The organism is Conexibacter stalactiti, assembly GCF_033542075.1.
Lineage (GTDB): Bacteria > Actinomycetota > Thermoleophilia > Solirubrobacterales > Solirubrobacteraceae > Conexibacter > Conexibacter stalactiti.
In genome coordinates this window covers 1-15,917 of the sequence record NZ_JAWSTH010000131.1, presented here as the reverse complement: position 1 = coordinate 15,917, position 15,917 = coordinate 1, and the positions used below count along the sequence as shown (strand labels likewise).

Genomic DNA, 15,917 nt, shown 5'->3' with positions numbered 1-15,917 from the left:
GGTTGCGGCGGCGGTCGTCGGCGTCGTCGCGCTGGCGCTCGCGCTGTGGCAGGCGGCACGCCGTGGCCGCGAGCCGCGCGGGCCGGTCGCGCTGGAGCGCGTCGCGCGCGCCGTCGTCGACGCCTACGTCGCGCTCGGCGAGATCACTCCACGCGCCGCGGCCAGCCTGACCTTCGCGCCGCGCCTCGGCGGGCGCGTCCGCTGCGCGCTCAGCGACGGCAGCGCGGCGGAGAACCGCGCCTTCGCGAGCGCGCTGGAGGAGGCGCTCGGCGCCGCCGCCGGCCACCGCTACCTCGTCAGCCGCGCGCTCGTCGCGCCCGTCGACGCCACGCCCGCGCCCGCCGCGCACACGCGCCCGGCGGCACCGCGCGGCGCGACTCCGCGTGGCGCGACTCCGCGTGGCGCGACCCCGCGTGGTGCAACCCCACGCCGCCTCGCCCGCGCGCTCGTCGGCCGCGAGCGGGCGGACCACCACTGGCATCCGGTCCCGAGCGATCTCGGCCGCAACCGCGGACGCGCCGACGCCTACCTCGCCGCGTGGCAGCGGTGGGTCTCGCCGGAGGGCGAGCTGCGCTACACCGTCGGCAGCGAGGAGGGGCGGGAGCTGCTGCTGGCGGCGACGGCGGCGCCGAGCGGCCACACCGCCAGCCACCGCACGCTGTGGGTGTGAGCAGCGGAAGGCCGCCCACCGTCACGGTGGGAACGTCGCCGGTGCTCGCCGCGTTCAGGCCGTGCGCGGCCCGGGCGGCGGGTCGGTCGGGCGCATGCGGCGGCGGGCGTCCTCGGCGGCGCGGCGGGCGAGGCGGCGCTGCGCCAGCTCGTCGAGGGCGGGCCCGGCGGTCGCGACCGGACCGGTCGGCCCGAGCGGCGCGGCCGTGCCGCGCACCTTGCGCGCACGCTCGATCGCGGCGGTGATCTCTGCGGAGCGGCCGCCGGCGTTCCGGCTCCAGCTCTCCGGCATCTCGCGGTCAGTCGACATGGGCACGGAATCGGCACGTGGGCGCGAAAGCTTGAATCCGGCGCGACAGCCGTCGAATGCGCGATGCTTGCGGCATGCGAAACGGATCGCTCCATCGGATCGGCCGGCTCGCGTCGGTGACGCTGCTCGACGCGATCCTGCTGCTCCTGCTCGCCGCCGTCCTGCCCGGCTTCAGCGCCGACGGCTTCGGCGCCGCGCTGGCGCTGGCGGTGCTGCTCGGACTCGCCAACGCGCTCGTGTGGCCGTTGATGATCCGCTTCGCGCTCCCGTTCACGGTCCTGACGCTCGGGCTCGGCGCGCTCGTGCTGAACGGCCTCGTGCTGCTGGCGATCGCCGAGATCGACTACGGCGTCCACGTCAGAGGGCTCGGCTCGGCGATCGTCGTGACGCTCGCGCTGACCGTCCTCTCGGCCGTCTCCAACGCGATCCTCGCGCTCGACAACGGCGACCTCTGGTACCGCCACGTCGTGATCCGGCAGCTGAAGCGGACCAAGCTCGCGGTCGAGAGCGAGACGCCGGGGCTCCTCTTCCTCGAGATCGACGGGCTCGCGCATGAGGTGCTGCGGCGCGCCCTGCGCGACGGCAACGCGCCGGCGCTCGCCCACTGGGTGCACGACGGCTCGCACCGCCTGGAGCGCTGGGAGACCGACTGGTCGTCGCAGACCGGCGCCTGTCAGGCGGGGATCCTGCACGGCGACAACCACGACATGCCCGCCTTCCGCTGGTGGGAGAAGGACCGCGGCAAGGCGATCGTCACCAACCACCCGCGCGACGCGGCGGAGCTGGAGAGACGCCACTCCGACGGCCGCGGCCTGCTGCACGCCGACGGCGCCAGCCGCGCGAACATCCTCTCCGGCGACGCGCCGCACTCGATGCTGACGATGAGCACCGTGCTCGACCGCAAACGGCAGGGGAGGCTCGGCCAGGACTACTTCGCCTACTTCGCCAGCCCCTACGGCGTCGCGCTGACCTTCATGCGCTGCCTCGGCGAGATCGTCTCCGAGAAGGCATCGGCGATCCAGCAGAAACGCCGCGACGTGCGCCCGCGGATCGACCGCGGCGGCTCATACCCGCTGATGCGCGCCTTCGGCACGGTGATCCAGCTCGACCTCCAGGTCGCCGCCGTCACCGCCGACGTGCTCGCCGGCCGCCCGGTCGTCTACACGACCTTCCTCGCCTACGACGAGGTCGCGCATCACTCCGGCGTCGAGCGGCCGGACACGCTCGCGGTGCTGCGGCGCGTCGACCGCGCGATCGCGCGGATCGCGAGCGCCGTCGAGCACGCGCCGCGCCCGTACGAGCTGGTCGTGCTCGCCGACCACGGCCAGAGCCAGGGCGCGACCTTCCTGCAGCGCTACGACGAGTCGCTCGAGCAGCTCGTCAGACGCGTCGTCGAGAACGGCGAGGCGAAGGTCGCCGCCGCGACCGCCGAGTCCGACGAGAGCCGCGGCCAGCTGCGCGCCGGCATCGCCGAGCTGGGAACCCGGCCGGGCGTCACCGGCCGCGCGGCGAAGGCGCTCGCCGACAGACAGGAGAAGGCGCAGCTGCCGCCCGGCGAGGAGCCGCCGGAGATCGCCGTGATGGCCTCCGGCAACCTTGGCCTGATCTCGTTCCCGCGCGAGCAGGGGCGCGTGACGCTGGAGCAGATCGAACAGCGTCGCCCCGGCCTGCTCGACGAGCTGCGCAACCACGACGGGATCGGCTTCGTGCTCGTCAGATCGGAGCGCGACGGCGCCGTCGCGCTCGGTCCGCGCGGGCGCCACCTGCTCGACCGCGGCGTCGTCGAGGGGGAGGACCCGCTGGCGCCGTTCGGGCCGCGCGCCGCCGACCACGTCCGCCGCACCGACGGCTTCTCGCACTGCCCCGACATCGTCGTCAACAGCAGATATTGGAGCGCGGTCGACGAGGTCGCCGCGTTCGAGGAGCTGGTCGGCTCGCATGGCGGCCTCGGCGGCGCGCAGGCGCTGCCGTTCGTGCTGCACCCGGCGTCGCTGCTGTGGCCGGACGGGGATCAGGTCGTCGGCTCGGGCACCGTCCACCGGATCTTCTGCGGCTGGTTGCACCAGCTCGGCCACGACGGCTACGAGCCGTTCCGTCCAGACGCGGAGGATCCCGCTTTCAAATAGCTGGCGCGCTGCCGATCACGCGGAGGCAGGACCCGACCCCCGTCCGCAGGAGCCTCCGACCGTGCAGCAGCCGCGCGCCGCGCTGATCCCCTTCTTCGTCGTGCTCGCCGCGCTGCTGCTCGCCGACGCGCCCGCCGCGGCCGACGGCGGTCTGCCGCCGTCGGCATGGACGCTGCCCGCCCCGATGGCGACGGCACACTCCGGCGCCGCCGTCGCGCAGTTGACCGACGGCGACGCGCTCGTCGTCGCCGGCACCACCACCAGCACCATCGGTGCATCGGCCGAGCGCTACGACCTGGCGACCGACAGCTGGTCGTCGGCCGGCTCGCTCGCGACCCCGCGCACGGAAGCGTCGGCGACGACGCTCGCCGACGGACGGGTGCTGGTCGTCGGCGGGCGCGATGGCACCGGGTCGCTGGCGAGCGCCGAGCTGTTCGACCCGGCGATCGCTGCCTGGACGCCAGCGGCGCCGCTGGCGCAAGGACGCCATGACCACACCGCGACACTGCTCGGGGACGGGACGGTACTCGTGACCGGCGGCACGGACGGCAACGGCACGGTCTTCGCCAGCGCCGAGCGGTACGACCCCACCTCCAACACGTGGACGCCGGCCCCGCCGATGGCGGCGGCACGCACGCTGCACAGCGCGACGCGGCTCGCCGACGGCAGCGTCGTCGTGGTCGGCGGGGCTACGCAGATGCTTGGTCCGATGACGAGATCGGTGGAGCGGTTCGACCCGCTCAGCGGCAGCTGGTCGGCGCTGCCGTCGCTGCCGCAGCCGCGCGCGCAGCACGCGACCATCGTGCTGCCGGACGGCGCGCTGATCGCCGTCGGCGGCATCGACGGCGGGGCGTTCGCGATACCGCGCGCGGGGGTCCGGCTCGATCCGGGCGCGGCGGCGTGGCGCCCGATCGCCGGAACGACCTTCAACGCCCCAGCGGCGGCACTCCTGGCGGACGGCCTGGTGCTGCTCGTGCAGGGCGACGAGGCGAGAATGCTCGACCCCGCCTCGGGCCAGCTCGCGGACGCGGGCCCCGTGCCCGGGTACCACGGCCAACCCGTGCTGCTGCCGCTTCCCGACGGGGAGGTCCTCGTCGCGGGCGGCGGGAACAGCGAGTCGCAGCTGGTGCGTTTCACGCCGCGGGCCTGGCCGCTGATCGCGCCGGTCGCGTTCGGCGGCGAGACGGTCGGCAACGCCGGCGCGACGATCCCGCTGCCGCTGCTCGCCGGCAACGAGGTGCCGCTGTTCGTGCGCAGCGTGACGGTGGAGGGCCCGGATGCCGCAGACTTCGAGCTGGTCGCCGACACCTGCGGCGGCGCCGTCCTCGAAGAGCGCGAGAGCTGCTTCGCGAGCGTCCGCTTCAAGCCGCGCGGCGCGGGCGCGCGCACGGCGTCGCTCGTCCTCAGCGCGCCGGGGCTGCCCGGCGGGCGGCAGCTGGTGTCGCTCTCCGGCACCGGCGTCGCGCCGGTCGTCCCGGCGCCGCCCGCACCGCCGGCGCCACCGGCTCCGGTTCCACCCGCCCCGCCCGCGCCGCCGCTCGCGAGACCGGCCGCGAGAGCACCAGCGACGCCGCGGATCCGCTGCGCCGCCCGCGCGGGCAGACGCGTGATCTGCACGGGTCTGCCGAGAACGTGGGGCAGCGGCAAGGTGCGGCTCTCGCGCGTGGGGATCCTGCACGCGACCGGAACGCTGAAGAACGGCAAGCTGACGCTGACCGTCCGCAGACGTCTCTTCGACCGCCGCTACACGCTCGTCGTCGGCAAGCGCGCACCGGTCAAGGTCGTGATCGACTAGCGGCGACGCCGTCCAGGCGCGTAGGGGAGCGCTTACAAAATCCTGGCGCGCTGCCGATCACGCGGAGGCAGGACCCGACCCCCGTCCTCAGGAGCCTCCCGATCGTGCAGAAGCCGCGTGCCGCGCTGATCCCCTTCGTCGTCGTGCTCGCCGCCCTGCTGCTCGCCGACGCGCCGGCGACGGCTGCCGGCGGGAGCGGCTGGACGCCGTCGGGAGTGATGGACGAGTCGCGCAGCGGCGCCGCGGTCGCGCAGCTGACCGACGGCGACGTGCTCGCCGCCGGCGGTCGCGGAATGGTCAACTTCCTCGTGAGCGCGGAGCGCTACGACGCTGCGAGCGGTGCCTGGTCGACCGTCGCCGCGCCGCTCGCGCTGCGCGCCGACGGGACAGCCACGACGCTGCGCGACGGCCGCGTGCTCGTCACCGGCGGCTCCAACGGCGGTCCGCTCGCCAGCGCGGAGCTGTACGACCCCGCGACCGACAGCTGGACGCCCGCGGCGCCGCTGAACGAGCCGCGCTCCAACCACACCGCGACGCTGCTGGCCGACGGCAGCGTGCTCGTCGCCGGCGGGCGCTGGCTCACGAGCGCCGAGCGTTACGACCCTGCCAGCGACAGCTGGACGACGGTCGGTGCGATGCCCTCGCCGCACGCCGATCACACCGCGACGCTGCTCGCGGACGGGACGGTCGTCGTCGTCGGCGGGACCGACATGATCGACGCGCCGTTCGGCCGCCCGACCGCTGCGGTCACGCGGTTCGATCCCGCCAACGGCGCGTGGACGGCGCTGCCGCCGCTGCCGCAGCCGCGGATGCGACACGCGACGGTGGCGCTGCCCGACGGCGATCTGCTCGTCGTCGGCGGCAGCGACAGCGCCGGCACCACGCAGGCGAACGTCCGGCTCGACCCCGACGACGGCGATTGGCGGACGGTCGGCGACCGCGCGAGCTTCCCGGCGCCCTCGGCGCTGCCGCTGAGCAGCGGGCTCGTGCTGATCGTGCAGGGGGCAGAGGCGAGCGTGCTCGATCCGCTCACCGGCGACGTCGCCGCGGCGGGCGGGCCGCGCGTCAGCTGGAGCCAGCCGTCGCTCGTGCCGCTGCCGGGCGGCGACGTGCTCGCCTTCGGCGGGACGAGATTCGTCACCGACTTCGGCACCGACCGCTACACGCCGCGGATCGATCCGTTGACGGCGCCGGTCGACTTCGGCGAGCAGACGACCGGGCGCGGCGGACCCAGCATCCCGATCCCGATCGCGGCCGACGGCGGTCTGCCGCTGTTCGTCCGCGCGCTCACGATCGAGGGACCGCACGCCGGCGACTTCCAGCTCGTCTCCGACCTCTGCAGCGGCGACGTGCTGGAGCGGCGGCAGAGCTGCTTCGCGGCGATCCGCTTCACGCCGCGCGGCGACGGCCTCCGCAGCGCCTCGCTCGTCGTGACCGCGCCGGGGCTGCCGGGCGAGCGTCTGCTCGTCCCGCTCTCGGGCAGCGGGGTGCCGGCGCCGCCGCTGCCGGGGCCGCCGTCACCGCCCCCGGCCAACCCCGCGCCACCCGCGGCGAGACCGGTGGCGAGAAGAGCCGCGGTCGAACCGAAGCTGCGCTGCTCGGCGCGCAAGGGCAGACGCGTGATCTGCACGGGGCTGCCGAGAACGTGGGGCAGCGGCAAAGTGCGGCTGTCACGCGCGGGGATCGTCCACGCGACCGGAACGCTGAAGCACGGCAAGCTGACGCTGACCGTCCGCAGACGCCTGTTCGACCGCCGCTACACGCTCGTCGTCGGCAAGCGCACGCCGGTCAAGGTCGTGATCGACTAGAGCTCGATCGAGCCGCCGGGCTGCAGCGTCTCGACGCGCACGTCCGGCGCCAGTCGCGCGACGTGGGCGGCGAACTCGAGCGCCGGCGCGTGCAGCAGGTGGCGGTGGCGGCGGCCGAGACCGTAGGGGAGGTAGGTGCCCCAGTGGATCGGGATCGCGACCCGCGGCCGCACGAGCGCGATCGCTCTCGCCGCCTCCTCGGGATCGAGATGCCCGGGTCCGAGCGACGGGCCCCAGCCCCAGACGGGGATCAGCGCGACCTCGGCGACGCCGCGCAGCTCCTCCATCCGCGCGTTCAGCTCCGTGTCGCCGGCGAACCAGATCCCGTCGACGAGGAAGCCGAGCGCCTCCAGCTCGCGCGAGCGCAACGGCAGCCGTCTGGCCGCGTGCCACGCCGGCACCGCGCGCACCTCGCTGCCCCCGACCTCGGTCTGCGCGCCCGCCGTCAGCTCGCGCACGCCGCCGAACGGCATCCCGCGCACCAGTCTGCCGGCGCCGGGCGGCAGCACGACCGTCGTCGCGGGCCCGGCGAGCGCTTTCAGCGTCGGGCGGTCGAGATGGTCGTGGTGGACGTGCGACACGAGCACGGCGTCGATCGCGCCGAGCCGCGCGCGGTCCGGCAGCGGCGCATGGCGGCGCAGGTGCGCGACGCGGCCGCGCAGGATCGGATCGGTCAGCAGCCGCGCGCCGGCGGCGGTCTCGATCAGGACGGTGGCGTGTCCGTGCCAGGTGACGCGTCGCGGCATTCCGGCAGCTTCTCATGCGCGGCCGCGGGCGGCACCACCGGCGCGGCGGCCGCGTCAGGCGGCGGCGGATCGCGCCACGGCTTCGCCCCGCCGAGCCACTGCGTCAGCGCCTCGCCTCCGACGGCCAGTTCCGGCACGCCGCCGCGCAGCGCCCGCCGCCCCAGCTCCGCCAGCGGCAGCGCGCCGCCGACGGCGCCGAGCACGACGACGTTGCCGCCCTGGCGCCCTCTCACGACCTTGCGCGTCGCGACGATCGCGGCGGCGTCGAACGTCTCCGCGACGCCGGCCGCGACTGCCCGCGCGGTCTCCAGCGGCGGCACGTCGATCACGTTCGCGGCGAAGATCCCGCGCGGCCGCAGCGCCCGCCGCGCGGCGGCGAGGAACTCGGCGGTCGTCAGGTGGGTCGGCACCTCGGTGCCGTGGAAGGCGTCGAGCACGACGAGGTCGGCGGCGCCGGGCGCGCGCCGCTCCAGCAGCTCGCGCGCGTCGGTGACGCGGACGCGCAGCAGCCGGTCGGTTCTGAGGCCGAGCTGCTCGCGCGCGAGCGTGACGAGCCCGGGGTCGATCTCCGCCACCTCGTTGCGCGAGCCGGGCTGTGTCGCGGCGACGTAGCGCGGGAGCGTGAAGCCGCCGCCGCCGAGGTGGACGACGTCCAGCGGCCGGCCGGCGGCGCCGAGCAGGTCGACGAGGTCGGCGAAGCGGCGCACGTAGGCGAAGTCGATCGCGCGCGGATCGCGCAGGTCGACGTGGGAGCAGTCCTCGCCGTCGAGCCGCAGCAGCCGCCGCCACGGCCGGCCCGGCTCCGGGATCACCTCAGCCAAGGCGAACGGCGTCCGCAGCTCGACCAGCTCGCCCGACCAGCGCTGCTCGTCGCGGCGGCTTCCGCGCCCGCCGCGCGAGCGTCCGCGCGACCCCGATCCCGAGCGCGATCCCATCCCGCACAGGATGCCGCAGCGCCGTGCCCGGGGTCGGCGCGGCGACACGCGGGGGAGGGCGCGAGGGCCGTCCCAGGGGTCGATGCGGGGTGTCCCCGATGGTCGCTCCGTCCGTGCTCGGCGACGGTGTCACCACGAACCGAACCCCGTTCCCAGGAGAGCCCGCCATGAGCATCGACGCACCGATCGACACCAGCCCGCTGCGCAGCCGCTTCGCCGGCTCCGTGATCGCCCCCGGCGAGACCGGCTGGGACGAGGCGCGCGGCGCCTTCAACCTCGCGCTCGACCAGCGCCCGGCGCTGATCGCGATCGCCCAGGACGCCCGCGACGTCGCCGCCGTCGTGCGCTTCGCCGCCGAGCGCGGCCTGCGCGTCGCGCCGCAGGCGACCGGTCACAACGCCGCCCCGCTCGGCGACCTCGGCACGACCGTGCTGCTGAAGACCTGTGCGATGCAGGGCTTCAGCATCGACGCGCAGGCGCGCCGCGCCCGCGTCGAGGCCGGCGTCAAGTGGGGCCCCGTCTGCGACGCCGCCTCGCAGCACGGCCTCGCGCCGCTGTCCGGCTCCGCCCGCGACGTCGGCGTCGTCGGCTACACGCTCGGCGGCGGCCTCGGCTGGCTCGGCCGCAAGCACGGCCTCGCCTGCAACGCGGTCACGGCGATCGAGCTGGTCACCTCCGACGGCACCTTCGTGCGCGCCGACCAGGAGCACGAGCCGGACCTCTTCTGGGCGCTGCGCGGCGCCGGCGCCAACGTCGGCATCGTCACCGCGATCGAGTTCGAGCTGTTCCCGGCGCCGCAGGTCTACGCCGGCTCGCTCTTCTTCCCGTTCGAGCGCGCCGCCGAGGTGCTGCACGCCTGGCGCCAGTGGTGCGCGACCACGCCCGACGAGGTCACCTCGACGGCGAAGCTGCTGCAGCTGCCGCCGCTGGAGGAGCTGCCGGAGCCGCTGCGCGGCAGATCGTTCGCGCTGGTGCAAGCCGCCTTCCTCGGCAGCGAGGCCGACGGCGCCGCGCTGCTGGAGCCGCTGCGCGCGCTCGGCCCGCTGATGGACACCTTCGCGACCGTCGAGCCGGCCGCGCTCGGCTACCTCGCGATGGACCCCGAGGACCCGATGCCGTACCGCGCCGGCAGCCAGGTGCTTGGCGACCTCCCGCGCGAGGGCTTCGACGCGTTCCTCGCCGCCGCCGGCCCGGCCTCCGGCTCGACGCTGATGGTCGCCGAGCTGCGCCAGCTCGGCGGCGCGCTCGGCCGCACGCACGACTCGCACGGGGCGCGCGACATGATCAACGGCTCCTACCTGTCGTTCGCGACCAGCGCGCTGATGGATCCCGCCGCCGCGCCGGCGTTGGAGCTGGAGCTGGAGCGCGTGCGGCGCTCGCTGGCGATGTACGAGGTCGGCCAGTACCTCAACTTCGCCGAGCGCCCGATCGACCTCCAGCGCGCCTTCGACGAGCCGACGCTCGCGCGCCTGCGCGCGCTGCGCTCGCAGGTCGACCCGCAGGGCCTGCTGCATCCCAACCACGACGCCGCGGCATGATCATGGGCCGCGAGATCATGGCCCGCCGCTTCGGCGTCGCCTGCATGCTCGCCGCGTTCCTCGCGGCGGTCGTGCTGGCGGCGACCGGGGCCGGCGAGGCGCACGGCGCACAGCAGGCGCGCTTCTGGGCGACGTTCAGAGCCGAGAAGACGATCGGCTGGAGCGAGCCGCGCTGGACGACGAGATCCGACTGCTGGCACACGTGGTGGACGCAGGGCAGCGGCAGACAGACCGAGCGCTACGAGTCGACGATGCCGGTCAAGCTGCTCGCGTACACGGTCGGCAGGAACAACAGCTCGGTCTTCCTCAAGTGGCGCACGTGGGACGAGTTCGCCGAGTCCTCCGATCGCGAGATGCCGGCGGTCGGCACGATCACCCGCCAGGCGTCGCGCAGCACGGACTGGGATGCCGGCACCTGCGGCGTGCGCGGCGTGATCATCGACGACGAGGGCAACGAGCGCACGACGCCGGTGCCGCCGCCGCCCGACGACTGCGGCACGAGAAAGCCCGGCGTCGACGGCTGGATCGGCAACGGCAACAAGTACATGTGGCTCGACACCGGGTCGTCGTTCCCAAGCCAGGAGGCGCAGATGGGCTTCAGAGCGTGCGAGCTGAACATGCCCTACGAGATGGACGAGCGCGGCTGGTCGGTCGACGTCCGCGGGCGCTACTCGCGTGCCGAGCTGTTCAACTCAGCGGTGCCGGTCGTGACGGTCAGCGCCGCCGAGAGATACAGCCAGAAGCAGCTGATCGGCGGCGCCCGCGCGATCGTCTTCACGAGCGGCGCCGTCAGATGGACCGTGACGCTCAGACGCGCCGCGTCGCCGCCCAGAGGAGGGCGGCGGTAGCGGCGGTCGCGCCGCTCAGGCGGCGGCAGCGGCCGCGGCGACAGCGAGTCTGTCGGCGCGGCCGTTGAGCGCCTTGTGCTCGTGATCGGCGCCGGTCTCGTGACCCCGCACCCAATGCCAGCGAACCTGCTCGTGGCGGGCGATCTCGGCCTCCAGCGCCTGCACGAGGTCCTGGTTCTTGACCGGATCGCCGCTCGCCGTCTTCCAGCCCTTGCGCTTCCAGCCGGAGAGCCATCTCGTCATCGAGTTGAGCATCAGCTGCGAGTCGGTGCAGATGCACGCCTTGCTGCCGGCCGGCAGCGCGCGCAGGCCTTCGAGCGCTGCGGTGTATTCCATCCGGTTGTTCGTCGTCGCGGGGTCGCCGCCGGAGTACTCCAGCGGCGCGCCGCCGTCGGCGGGCACGACGATCGCGGCCCAGCCGCCGGGGCCGGGATTGCCCTTGCAGGCTCCATCGGTCCACACGAGCGCCTCGCCGAGCAGCTGCTCGACGGGAGTCTCGACCGGCTTGGCGCGTCTTGGGCGGCGGCGGGGTGCAGGTGACATCGGCGCGGAAGGGTAGCGGGGCTTCGCCTTAGGAGGTTCCACGTCGGCGCGCCGCACCCTGCCGCGCCGGCGGGAACCTCCGGCTGTCAGGGCGTTCTGTCGTCTTCGTCTTCCTCGTCGGATCTGTCCGCTCTGTCGGGTCCGGCGGCTCTGCCGTCTCTGTCCCACGGACCGTGATGCCAGCCGCGCTTGCCGTCTCTGAAGCCTCTGCCGAAGGCGGGGCGTCTCGGCGGCGTCGCGTTGACCAAGTCGTCGACGTGCTCTCTGAAGGCGGCGACGAGCGCTTCCTCCAGTCCCTCGACCGACTTGCCCTCGGCTCTGGCGATCTCGGCCAGCGATCTGCCGTCGATCAGCCGCTCGCGCAGCTCCTCGGCGTCGAGACCGAGGTAGTCGGCGGCGGCGCTGCCGAACTCGAGGCCGGGCCCGCCGATCGGACCCGGACCGCCGGGGCCGCCCGGATGGCCGGGGCCTCTCGGCGGCGTCGGCGGGGTCGGTCTCGCGGCCGTGTCGCCCGGCGTGGTCGTCGTGCTGCTCTTGCCGTTGGTCCCGGCCGCGACGGCGACGCCGCCGCCGGCGAGGACGAGGACAGCCGCCGCGCCCGCGAGCGCCCGGCCGGTGAGTCTTCGATTCATCGGAAACTCCTCCATTGGGTGGGAGTCCATCGCAGCAGCGGTGCCTGAGAAGCGGCTAAGAACCCCGGGCCGCGGCCCCTCGGGGACGGCAGCGGGGGATCCCCGATGGTGCGCGGGCCGGTCCGCGGCGACGATCGAGCCCGGTCAGTACACCTTCCTTCCTGGAGCCCACCATGCAACGGATCACGCAGCTCGCCGCCGGCGCGCTCGCGGCGCTGGCGATCGTGCCGACGGCCGTCGCGCAGGCCGACTCGATCGCCTACATCAAGGATCAGAACGTCTGGCTCGCGACCGGCGACGGCACGCGTCAGCACCAGGTCACCAGCAGCGGCAGCTACTCGTACGCGTCGCAGTCCGACGACGGCACGATCATCGCCCTCAACGCCGATCGCCACCTGCACCGGCTCGACCGCACCAGCGGCGCCGTCCTCGCCGACTTCTCGACGCCCGTCTCCGACACGCCGCCGAACTCCTCGTTCGTCTTCAGCGGGCCGTATGCGCCCACGATCTCGCCCGACGGCACCAAGGTCGCGTACGGCTGGTCGGCGCAATACACGATCTACGACCCCTACTGCGGCTACCCCGGCGGCTGCAGAGCGGGCAAGCGGATCATCGGCACCGGCTACTCGCACGCCGACCGCCTCACGAGCTGGGACGAGCCCGGCTTCAAGATGCACAGCGGCTGGCAGCACCCGTCGTGGCTCGACAACTCGCACGTGCTGATCTCCGAGCCGTGGGAGCTGGGCAACCTCGACTTCTGGGTCGACACCGTCGGCGACGACCAGTACGGCGAGAAGTGGTACGGCGTCAGCGGCAACGGCGACGCGGAGGTCAGCCGCGTGAACAACGGCGTCGTGGCGATCTCCGACACCGGCAAGTTCATCGACGTCGAGAGAATGGAAGGCGCCTGGCCGAGCGCCAACGTCTCCGACTGCCTCTTCATCGGCAACCGCGAGGGCCCGACGCTGCAGTCGCCGAGCTGGTCGCCCGACGGCACGAAGATCGCCTACTCGGACAGCAGCAGCGTCCAGATCCTCTCCAACCTCGACTTCGCCGGCTGCAACCGCGACGTCGCCGTCACGACCCGCCTCGACGCCGGCACCTACCCCGACTGGGGGCCGGCCGACGTGCCGCCGGCGAGAGTCGTCCCGCCGGTCGACCCGCCGAGAGTCGATCAGCCGGTCAGAAGAGGGCCGACGGTCTGCTGCGCGAAGCCGCCGCTGAGAGGCAACGCGCTCGCCGCGAAGGTCGTCGCGGCTGCCAGCGCCGGTCGCGGCGTCACGGTGAGATTCACCGCGCCGGGTGCGGGCAGGGTGAACGCGGTCGCTTCGTTGAAGGGCAAGCGCGTGGGCGCGGGTGCCAAGAAGGTGACGCGCAGAGGCGGCGCGACGGTGAAGATCACCTTCACCAGAGCCGGCAGACGCGCGCTGAAGAAGGGCGGCAAGGTGACGATCCGCCTCACCTTCAAGCCGGCGAAGGGCGCCGCGAAGGCGGTCACGCTGAGCACGACGGTGAATGGGTGAGAGAAGCGGCGCCGCTCAATTGAGGAGCGCCGATCGGCGACGCGCCGCGGCCGATGGCGCTCAACTGAGCAGCGTCGGCGCCAGCTCGCGCAGCTGGGCGAGCTGGCGCTCCACGGTGTCGCCCAACGGCTGGATCGCGACGTGGTCGGCGCCGGCCGCGCGGTGAGCGGCGAGCCGCTCGGCGATCACGTCGGCGTCGCCCCACGCGACGAGCGCGTCGACGAGCCGGTCGCTGCCGCCGTCGGCGACGTCGCGCTCCTCGAAGCCCAGCTCCAGCAGGTTGCGGCTGTAGTTGGGCAGTGCCAGATAGCCGGCCAGGAAGGCGCGCGCGGTTGTGCGTGCCTTCTCCGCGTCGCGTTCGAGCACGACGGTCTGCTCCGGCGCCAGCAGCGGCCCGTCGCCGAGCAGCGCGCGCGTCTGCGCCGTGTGCTCGGGCGTGACGAGGTAGGGATGGGCGCCGTCGGTGCGGTCGCGTGCGAGCGCGACCATCTTCGGCCGCAGCGCGGCCAGCACGATCGGGACCGGCGGCTCGGCCGGCGGGGCGGCGTAGGTGGCCGCGTCGATCCCGTCGAGATAGGTGCGCATCGCCGTCAGCGGCTTGCCGTAGTCGTGCCCGCGGCGGTCGACGAGCGGAGCGTGGCTGACGCCGAGGCCGAGCAGGAAGCGGCCTGGGTATGCCTCGCCGAGCGTCTGCGCTGCGGCGTTGGCGGCGCTCGCGTCGCGCACCCAGATGTTGGCGATGCCGGTCGCGATCACGATCCGCTCGGTCGCGGCGAGCAGCAGACCGGCGTGGGTGAACGCCTCCTTGCCGAGTGCCTCGCCAAACCACAGCGAGCCGTAGCCGAGCCGCTCGATCTCGGCAGCCGCGGCGGCGCCCTCGCGCGCGGGCACGCCGGCGAGGCTGCTGAGCCAGACGCCGGTGGCGCCGAGGCGGTCGCGGGCGGGCAGGGCGGGGCTGGAGTCGCTCATGGGCGACAGTGTAGTTCGAGAGTCCTCGAACGGTCTAGGGGCGCGTCAGCACGTGTGCCGCCAGCGCGGGTACGTCAGCGCGCCGCGCGGGGCGGCGCGTCCTCGGGCAGCGAGCCGGTGCGTCAGCGCGCCGCGCGGGGGCGGCGCGGGGCGGCGGTGCGGGTGGGCGCGGTGCGGCGCTCGCCGACCGGGCTGCTGTCGCAGGGGCGCTCGCCGGTCCAGCTCGCGAGCCGCAGATGCTGCTCCAGCTTCGGCGAGATCGCGGCGAGCAGGTGGTCGGCCTCGTCGGCGATCTCGTCGTTGGGGATCGTCGTCTGCGTGCGCAGGAAGCGCTCCACGACCGAGCGGCGGCGGCGCATCGCGGCGGCCTCGTGGCGACCGGCGGCCGTCAGCTGCCAGCCGCGCTGTGCGGCTCTCTCGATGTAGCCGTCACGCGCGAGACGGCGCAGCATCTCGTGGACGGTCGGAGCTGAAAGGTCGAGCGCGCGAGCCACGGCAGCCGCCGCAACGGTGTGACGATCGCCGCCGAGATGGGCGATCGTCTCGAGGTAACGCGCCTCTGCGCGGCTAGGGGACGTCGTCGGCTCGCTCATGGGTCAGAAGGATAACGCAAGGCGCTAAAGATAGCCAGTGGCTCAAAACACAGCCAGGGGGTCGGAATTGCTTGTTTGCGGCCCCTTCGCGCGGGTAGCGCACGGGCATGCGGCGGCTGCTGGCAGCGCTCCTGGCAACCGGGCTCGCGAGCTCGGCGGGCGGCGTGCTCGTCCCGCACGCGCTCGCCCAGCGGCTGCCGTCCGCGCCCGGGGCGCCCGGAGTGAGAGCGATCTGGGCCCCCGCCGACAAGCACGGCTTCGGCACCGCCCATCAGCGTGCCAGCCACGTCTGGTTCACGTTGCGCCAGCACGAGCTGAGCGAGGTCTACTACCCCGACCTCGGCACGCCGGCGCTGCGCGAGCTGCAGTTCGCCGTCGGCTCCGGCGGCGAGCTCGCGGCCGAGAGCGACGGCGCGCGCGGGCGCGTCCGGCGCGGTGCCGGCCTCACCTTCACGCAGACGACGACCGACCGAGGCGACCGCTGGCGCCTCAGCAAGACCTACGTCACCGACCCGCGCCGCGCGACCGTGCTCGCGCGCGTGCGCCTGACGAGCCTGGACGGCCGTCCACATCCGCTCTACCTGCTCGCCGACCCGGCGCTCTCCAACGACGGCGACGACGACCGTGCGGTCACGCGCGACGGCGCGCTGCTGAGCTGGGACCGCCGCGCCGCGCTCGCGATCCGCGCCCAGCCGGCGCTGCTGGACGGCACGAGCGGCTACGCCGGCTCGCGCGAGCCGTGGCGGCGGCTGCAGCGCGCCGTCGCGCGCCGCGCCGTGGAGGCCGCGGGCCCCCGCGCACCTGTCGCGATCCGCCGCACCGACGCGCCCCAGGCCGGCAACGTCACGCAGCTCGCGCGCACGCAGCTCGACGGCCGCCCGG

At 74.3% G+C, this 15,917-nt stretch carries 13 protein-coding genes and 2 pseudogenes; 8 read left to right on the top strand and 7 right to left on the bottom strand.

Annotated features, from left to right (window positions below):
- Positions 1 to 670 (top strand): annotated as a pseudogene (locus tag R7226_RS28320) (hypothetical protein); the annotation flags it as partial.
- Between the two features lie 54 nt (positions 671 to 724).
- On the opposite strand, the gene R7226_RS28315 reads toward R7226_RS28320, so the two are convergent.
- The gene (locus R7226_RS28315; protein ID WP_318600818.1) at positions 725 to 979 is read right to left on the bottom strand and encodes a hypothetical protein; all 255 of its coding nucleotides are present in this window, start codon (positions 977 to 979) and stop codon (positions 725 to 727) included.
- A 74-nt stretch (positions 980 to 1,053) separates the two neighbouring features.
- On the opposite strand from R7226_RS28315, the gene R7226_RS28310 reads away from it, so the two are divergent.
- From R7226_RS28310 to R7226_RS28300, 3 genes are all read left to right on the top strand, one after another.
- The gene (locus tag R7226_RS28310; RefSeq protein ID WP_318600817.1) at positions 1,054 to 3,105 is read left to right on the top strand and encodes a phage holin family protein; all 2,052 of its coding nucleotides are present in this window, start codon (positions 1,054 to 1,056) and stop codon (positions 3,103 to 3,105) included.
- Positions 3,106 to 3,166: 61 nt separating this feature from the next.
- Positions 3,167 to 4,900: a Kelch repeat-containing protein gene (locus tag R7226_RS28305; protein ID WP_318600816.1), complete on the top strand. Its 1,734-nt coding sequence runs from the start codon at positions 3,167 to 3,169 to the stop codon at positions 4,898 to 4,900.
- A gap of 104 nt (positions 4,901 to 5,004) precedes the next feature.
- Entirely contained in the window at positions 5,005 to 6,708 is a 1,704-nt protein-coding gene (locus R7226_RS28300) for a kelch repeat-containing protein (RefSeq protein ID WP_318600815.1), read from the top strand.
- On the opposite strand, the gene R7226_RS28295 is transcribed toward R7226_RS28300, so the two are convergent.
- Both R7226_RS28295 and R7226_RS28290 read right to left on the bottom strand, forming a co-directional pair.
- Positions 6,705 to 7,454: an MBL fold metallo-hydrolase gene (locus R7226_RS28295; protein ID WP_318600814.1), complete on the bottom strand. Its 750-nt coding sequence runs from the start codon at positions 7,452 to 7,454 to the stop codon at positions 6,705 to 6,707. The two genes, R7226_RS28300 and R7226_RS28295, sit on opposite strands and share 4 nt — an antisense overlap.
- Positions 7,412 to 8,389 (bottom strand): spermidine synthase, encoded by a 978-nt coding sequence (locus R7226_RS28290; RefSeq protein WP_318600813.1) that lies wholly within the window; start codon positions 8,387 to 8,389, stop codon positions 7,412 to 7,414. The genes R7226_RS28295 and R7226_RS28290 overlap by 43 nt, the downstream gene beginning before the upstream one ends.
- Before the next feature lie 167 nt (positions 8,390 to 8,556).
- Between R7226_RS28290 and R7226_RS28285 the strand changes: the two genes are divergently transcribed.
- Positions 8,557 to 9,927, top strand: coding sequence for an FAD-binding oxidoreductase (locus tag R7226_RS28285; RefSeq protein WP_318600812.1), 1,371 nt, complete (start codon positions 8,557 to 8,559; stop codon positions 9,925 to 9,927).
- A 2-nt stretch (positions 9,928 to 9,929) separates the two neighbouring features.
- Entirely contained in the window at positions 9,930 to 10,775 is an 846-nt protein-coding gene (locus R7226_RS28280; RefSeq protein ID WP_318600811.1) for a hypothetical protein, read from the top strand.
- 15 nt (positions 10,776 to 10,790) lie between these two features.
- Here the strand turns inward: R7226_RS28280 and R7226_RS28275 are convergent, their stop codons facing one another.
- Positions 10,791 to 11,318 carry a ribonuclease H family protein gene (locus R7226_RS28275; RefSeq protein WP_318600810.1) on the bottom strand — a complete coding sequence of 176 codons (528 nt, stop codon included), beginning with the start codon at positions 11,316 to 11,318 and terminating at the stop codon, positions 10,791 to 10,793.
- 86 nt (positions 11,319 to 11,404) lie between these two features.
- Positions 11,405 to 11,950, bottom strand: a complete 546-nt coding sequence (locus R7226_RS28270) for a hypothetical protein (protein ID WP_318600809.1) — start codon at positions 11,948 to 11,950, stop codon at positions 11,405 to 11,407.
- A gap of 173 nt (positions 11,951 to 12,123) precedes the next feature.
- Here R7226_RS28270 and R7226_RS28265 point away from each other — a divergent pair, with 173 nt between their 5' ends.
- The gene (locus R7226_RS28265) at positions 12,124 to 13,473 is read left to right on the top strand and encodes a TolB-like translocation protein (RefSeq protein WP_318600808.1); all 1,350 of its coding nucleotides are present in this window, start codon (positions 12,124 to 12,126) and stop codon (positions 13,471 to 13,473) included.
- A gap of 60 nt (positions 13,474 to 13,533) precedes the next feature.
- On the opposite strand, the gene R7226_RS28260 is transcribed toward R7226_RS28265, so the two are convergent.
- Both R7226_RS28260 and R7226_RS28255 read right to left on the bottom strand, forming a co-directional pair.
- Positions 13,534 to 14,442 carry a TIGR03620 family F420-dependent LLM class oxidoreductase gene (locus R7226_RS28260; RefSeq protein WP_318600807.1) on the bottom strand — a complete coding sequence of 303 codons (909 nt, stop codon included), beginning with the start codon at positions 14,440 to 14,442 and terminating at the stop codon, positions 13,534 to 13,536.
- Between the two features lie 122 nt (positions 14,443 to 14,564).
- Complete coding sequence (locus R7226_RS28255) at positions 14,565 to 15,035, bottom strand: metal-dependent transcriptional regulator (RefSeq protein WP_318600806.1); 471 nt, start codon at positions 15,033 to 15,035, stop codon at positions 14,565 to 14,567.
- Between the two features lie 107 nt (positions 15,036 to 15,142).
- Between R7226_RS28255 and R7226_RS28250 the strand changes: the two are divergent.
- Positions 15,143 to 15,917: pseudogene (locus R7226_RS28250) on the top strand (glycoside hydrolase family 15 protein); the annotation flags it as partial.

What these genes read in the sequence shown, in the direction of transcription:
- R7226_RS28265 (WP_318600808.1), top strand. Translation starts at nt 12,124, where the DNA reads ATGCAACGGATCACGCAGCTCGCCGCCGGCGCGCTCGCGGCGCTGGCG.
- R7226_RS28315 (WP_318600818.1), bottom strand. Translation starts at nt 979, where the DNA reads ATGTCGACTGACCGCGAGATGCCGGAGAGCTGGAGCCGGAACGCCGGC.
- R7226_RS28275 (WP_318600810.1), bottom strand. Translation starts at nt 11,318, where the DNA reads ATGTCACCTGCACCCCGCCGCCGCCCAAGACGCGCCAAGCCGGTCGAG.
- R7226_RS28270 (WP_318600809.1), bottom strand. Translation starts at nt 11,950, where the DNA reads ATGAATCGAAGACTCACCGGCCGGGCGCTCGCGGGCGCGGCGGCTGTC.
- R7226_RS28290 (WP_318600813.1), bottom strand. Translation starts at nt 8,389, where the DNA reads ATGGGATCGCGCTCGGGATCGGGGTCGCGCGGACGCTCGCGCGGCGGG.
- R7226_RS28295 (WP_318600814.1), bottom strand. Translation starts at nt 7,454, where the DNA reads ATGCCGCGACGCGTCACCTGGCACGGACACGCCACCGTCCTGATCGAG.
- R7226_RS28280 (WP_318600811.1), top strand. Translation starts at nt 9,930, where the DNA reads ATGGGCCGCGAGATCATGGCCCGCCGCTTCGGCGTCGCCTGCATGCTC.
- R7226_RS28255 (WP_318600806.1), bottom strand. Translation starts at nt 15,035, where the DNA reads ATGAGCGAGCCGACGACGTCCCCTAGCCGCGCAGAGGCGCGTTACCTC.
- R7226_RS28260 (WP_318600807.1), bottom strand. Translation starts at nt 14,442, where the DNA reads ATGAGCGACTCCAGCCCCGCCCTGCCCGCCCGCGACCGCCTCGGCGCC.
- R7226_RS28285 (WP_318600812.1), top strand. Translation starts at nt 8,557, where the DNA reads ATGAGCATCGACGCACCGATCGACACCAGCCCGCTGCGCAGCCGCTTC.
- R7226_RS28310 (WP_318600817.1), top strand. Translation starts at nt 1,054, where the DNA reads ATGCGAAACGGATCGCTCCATCGGATCGGCCGGCTCGCGTCGGTGACG.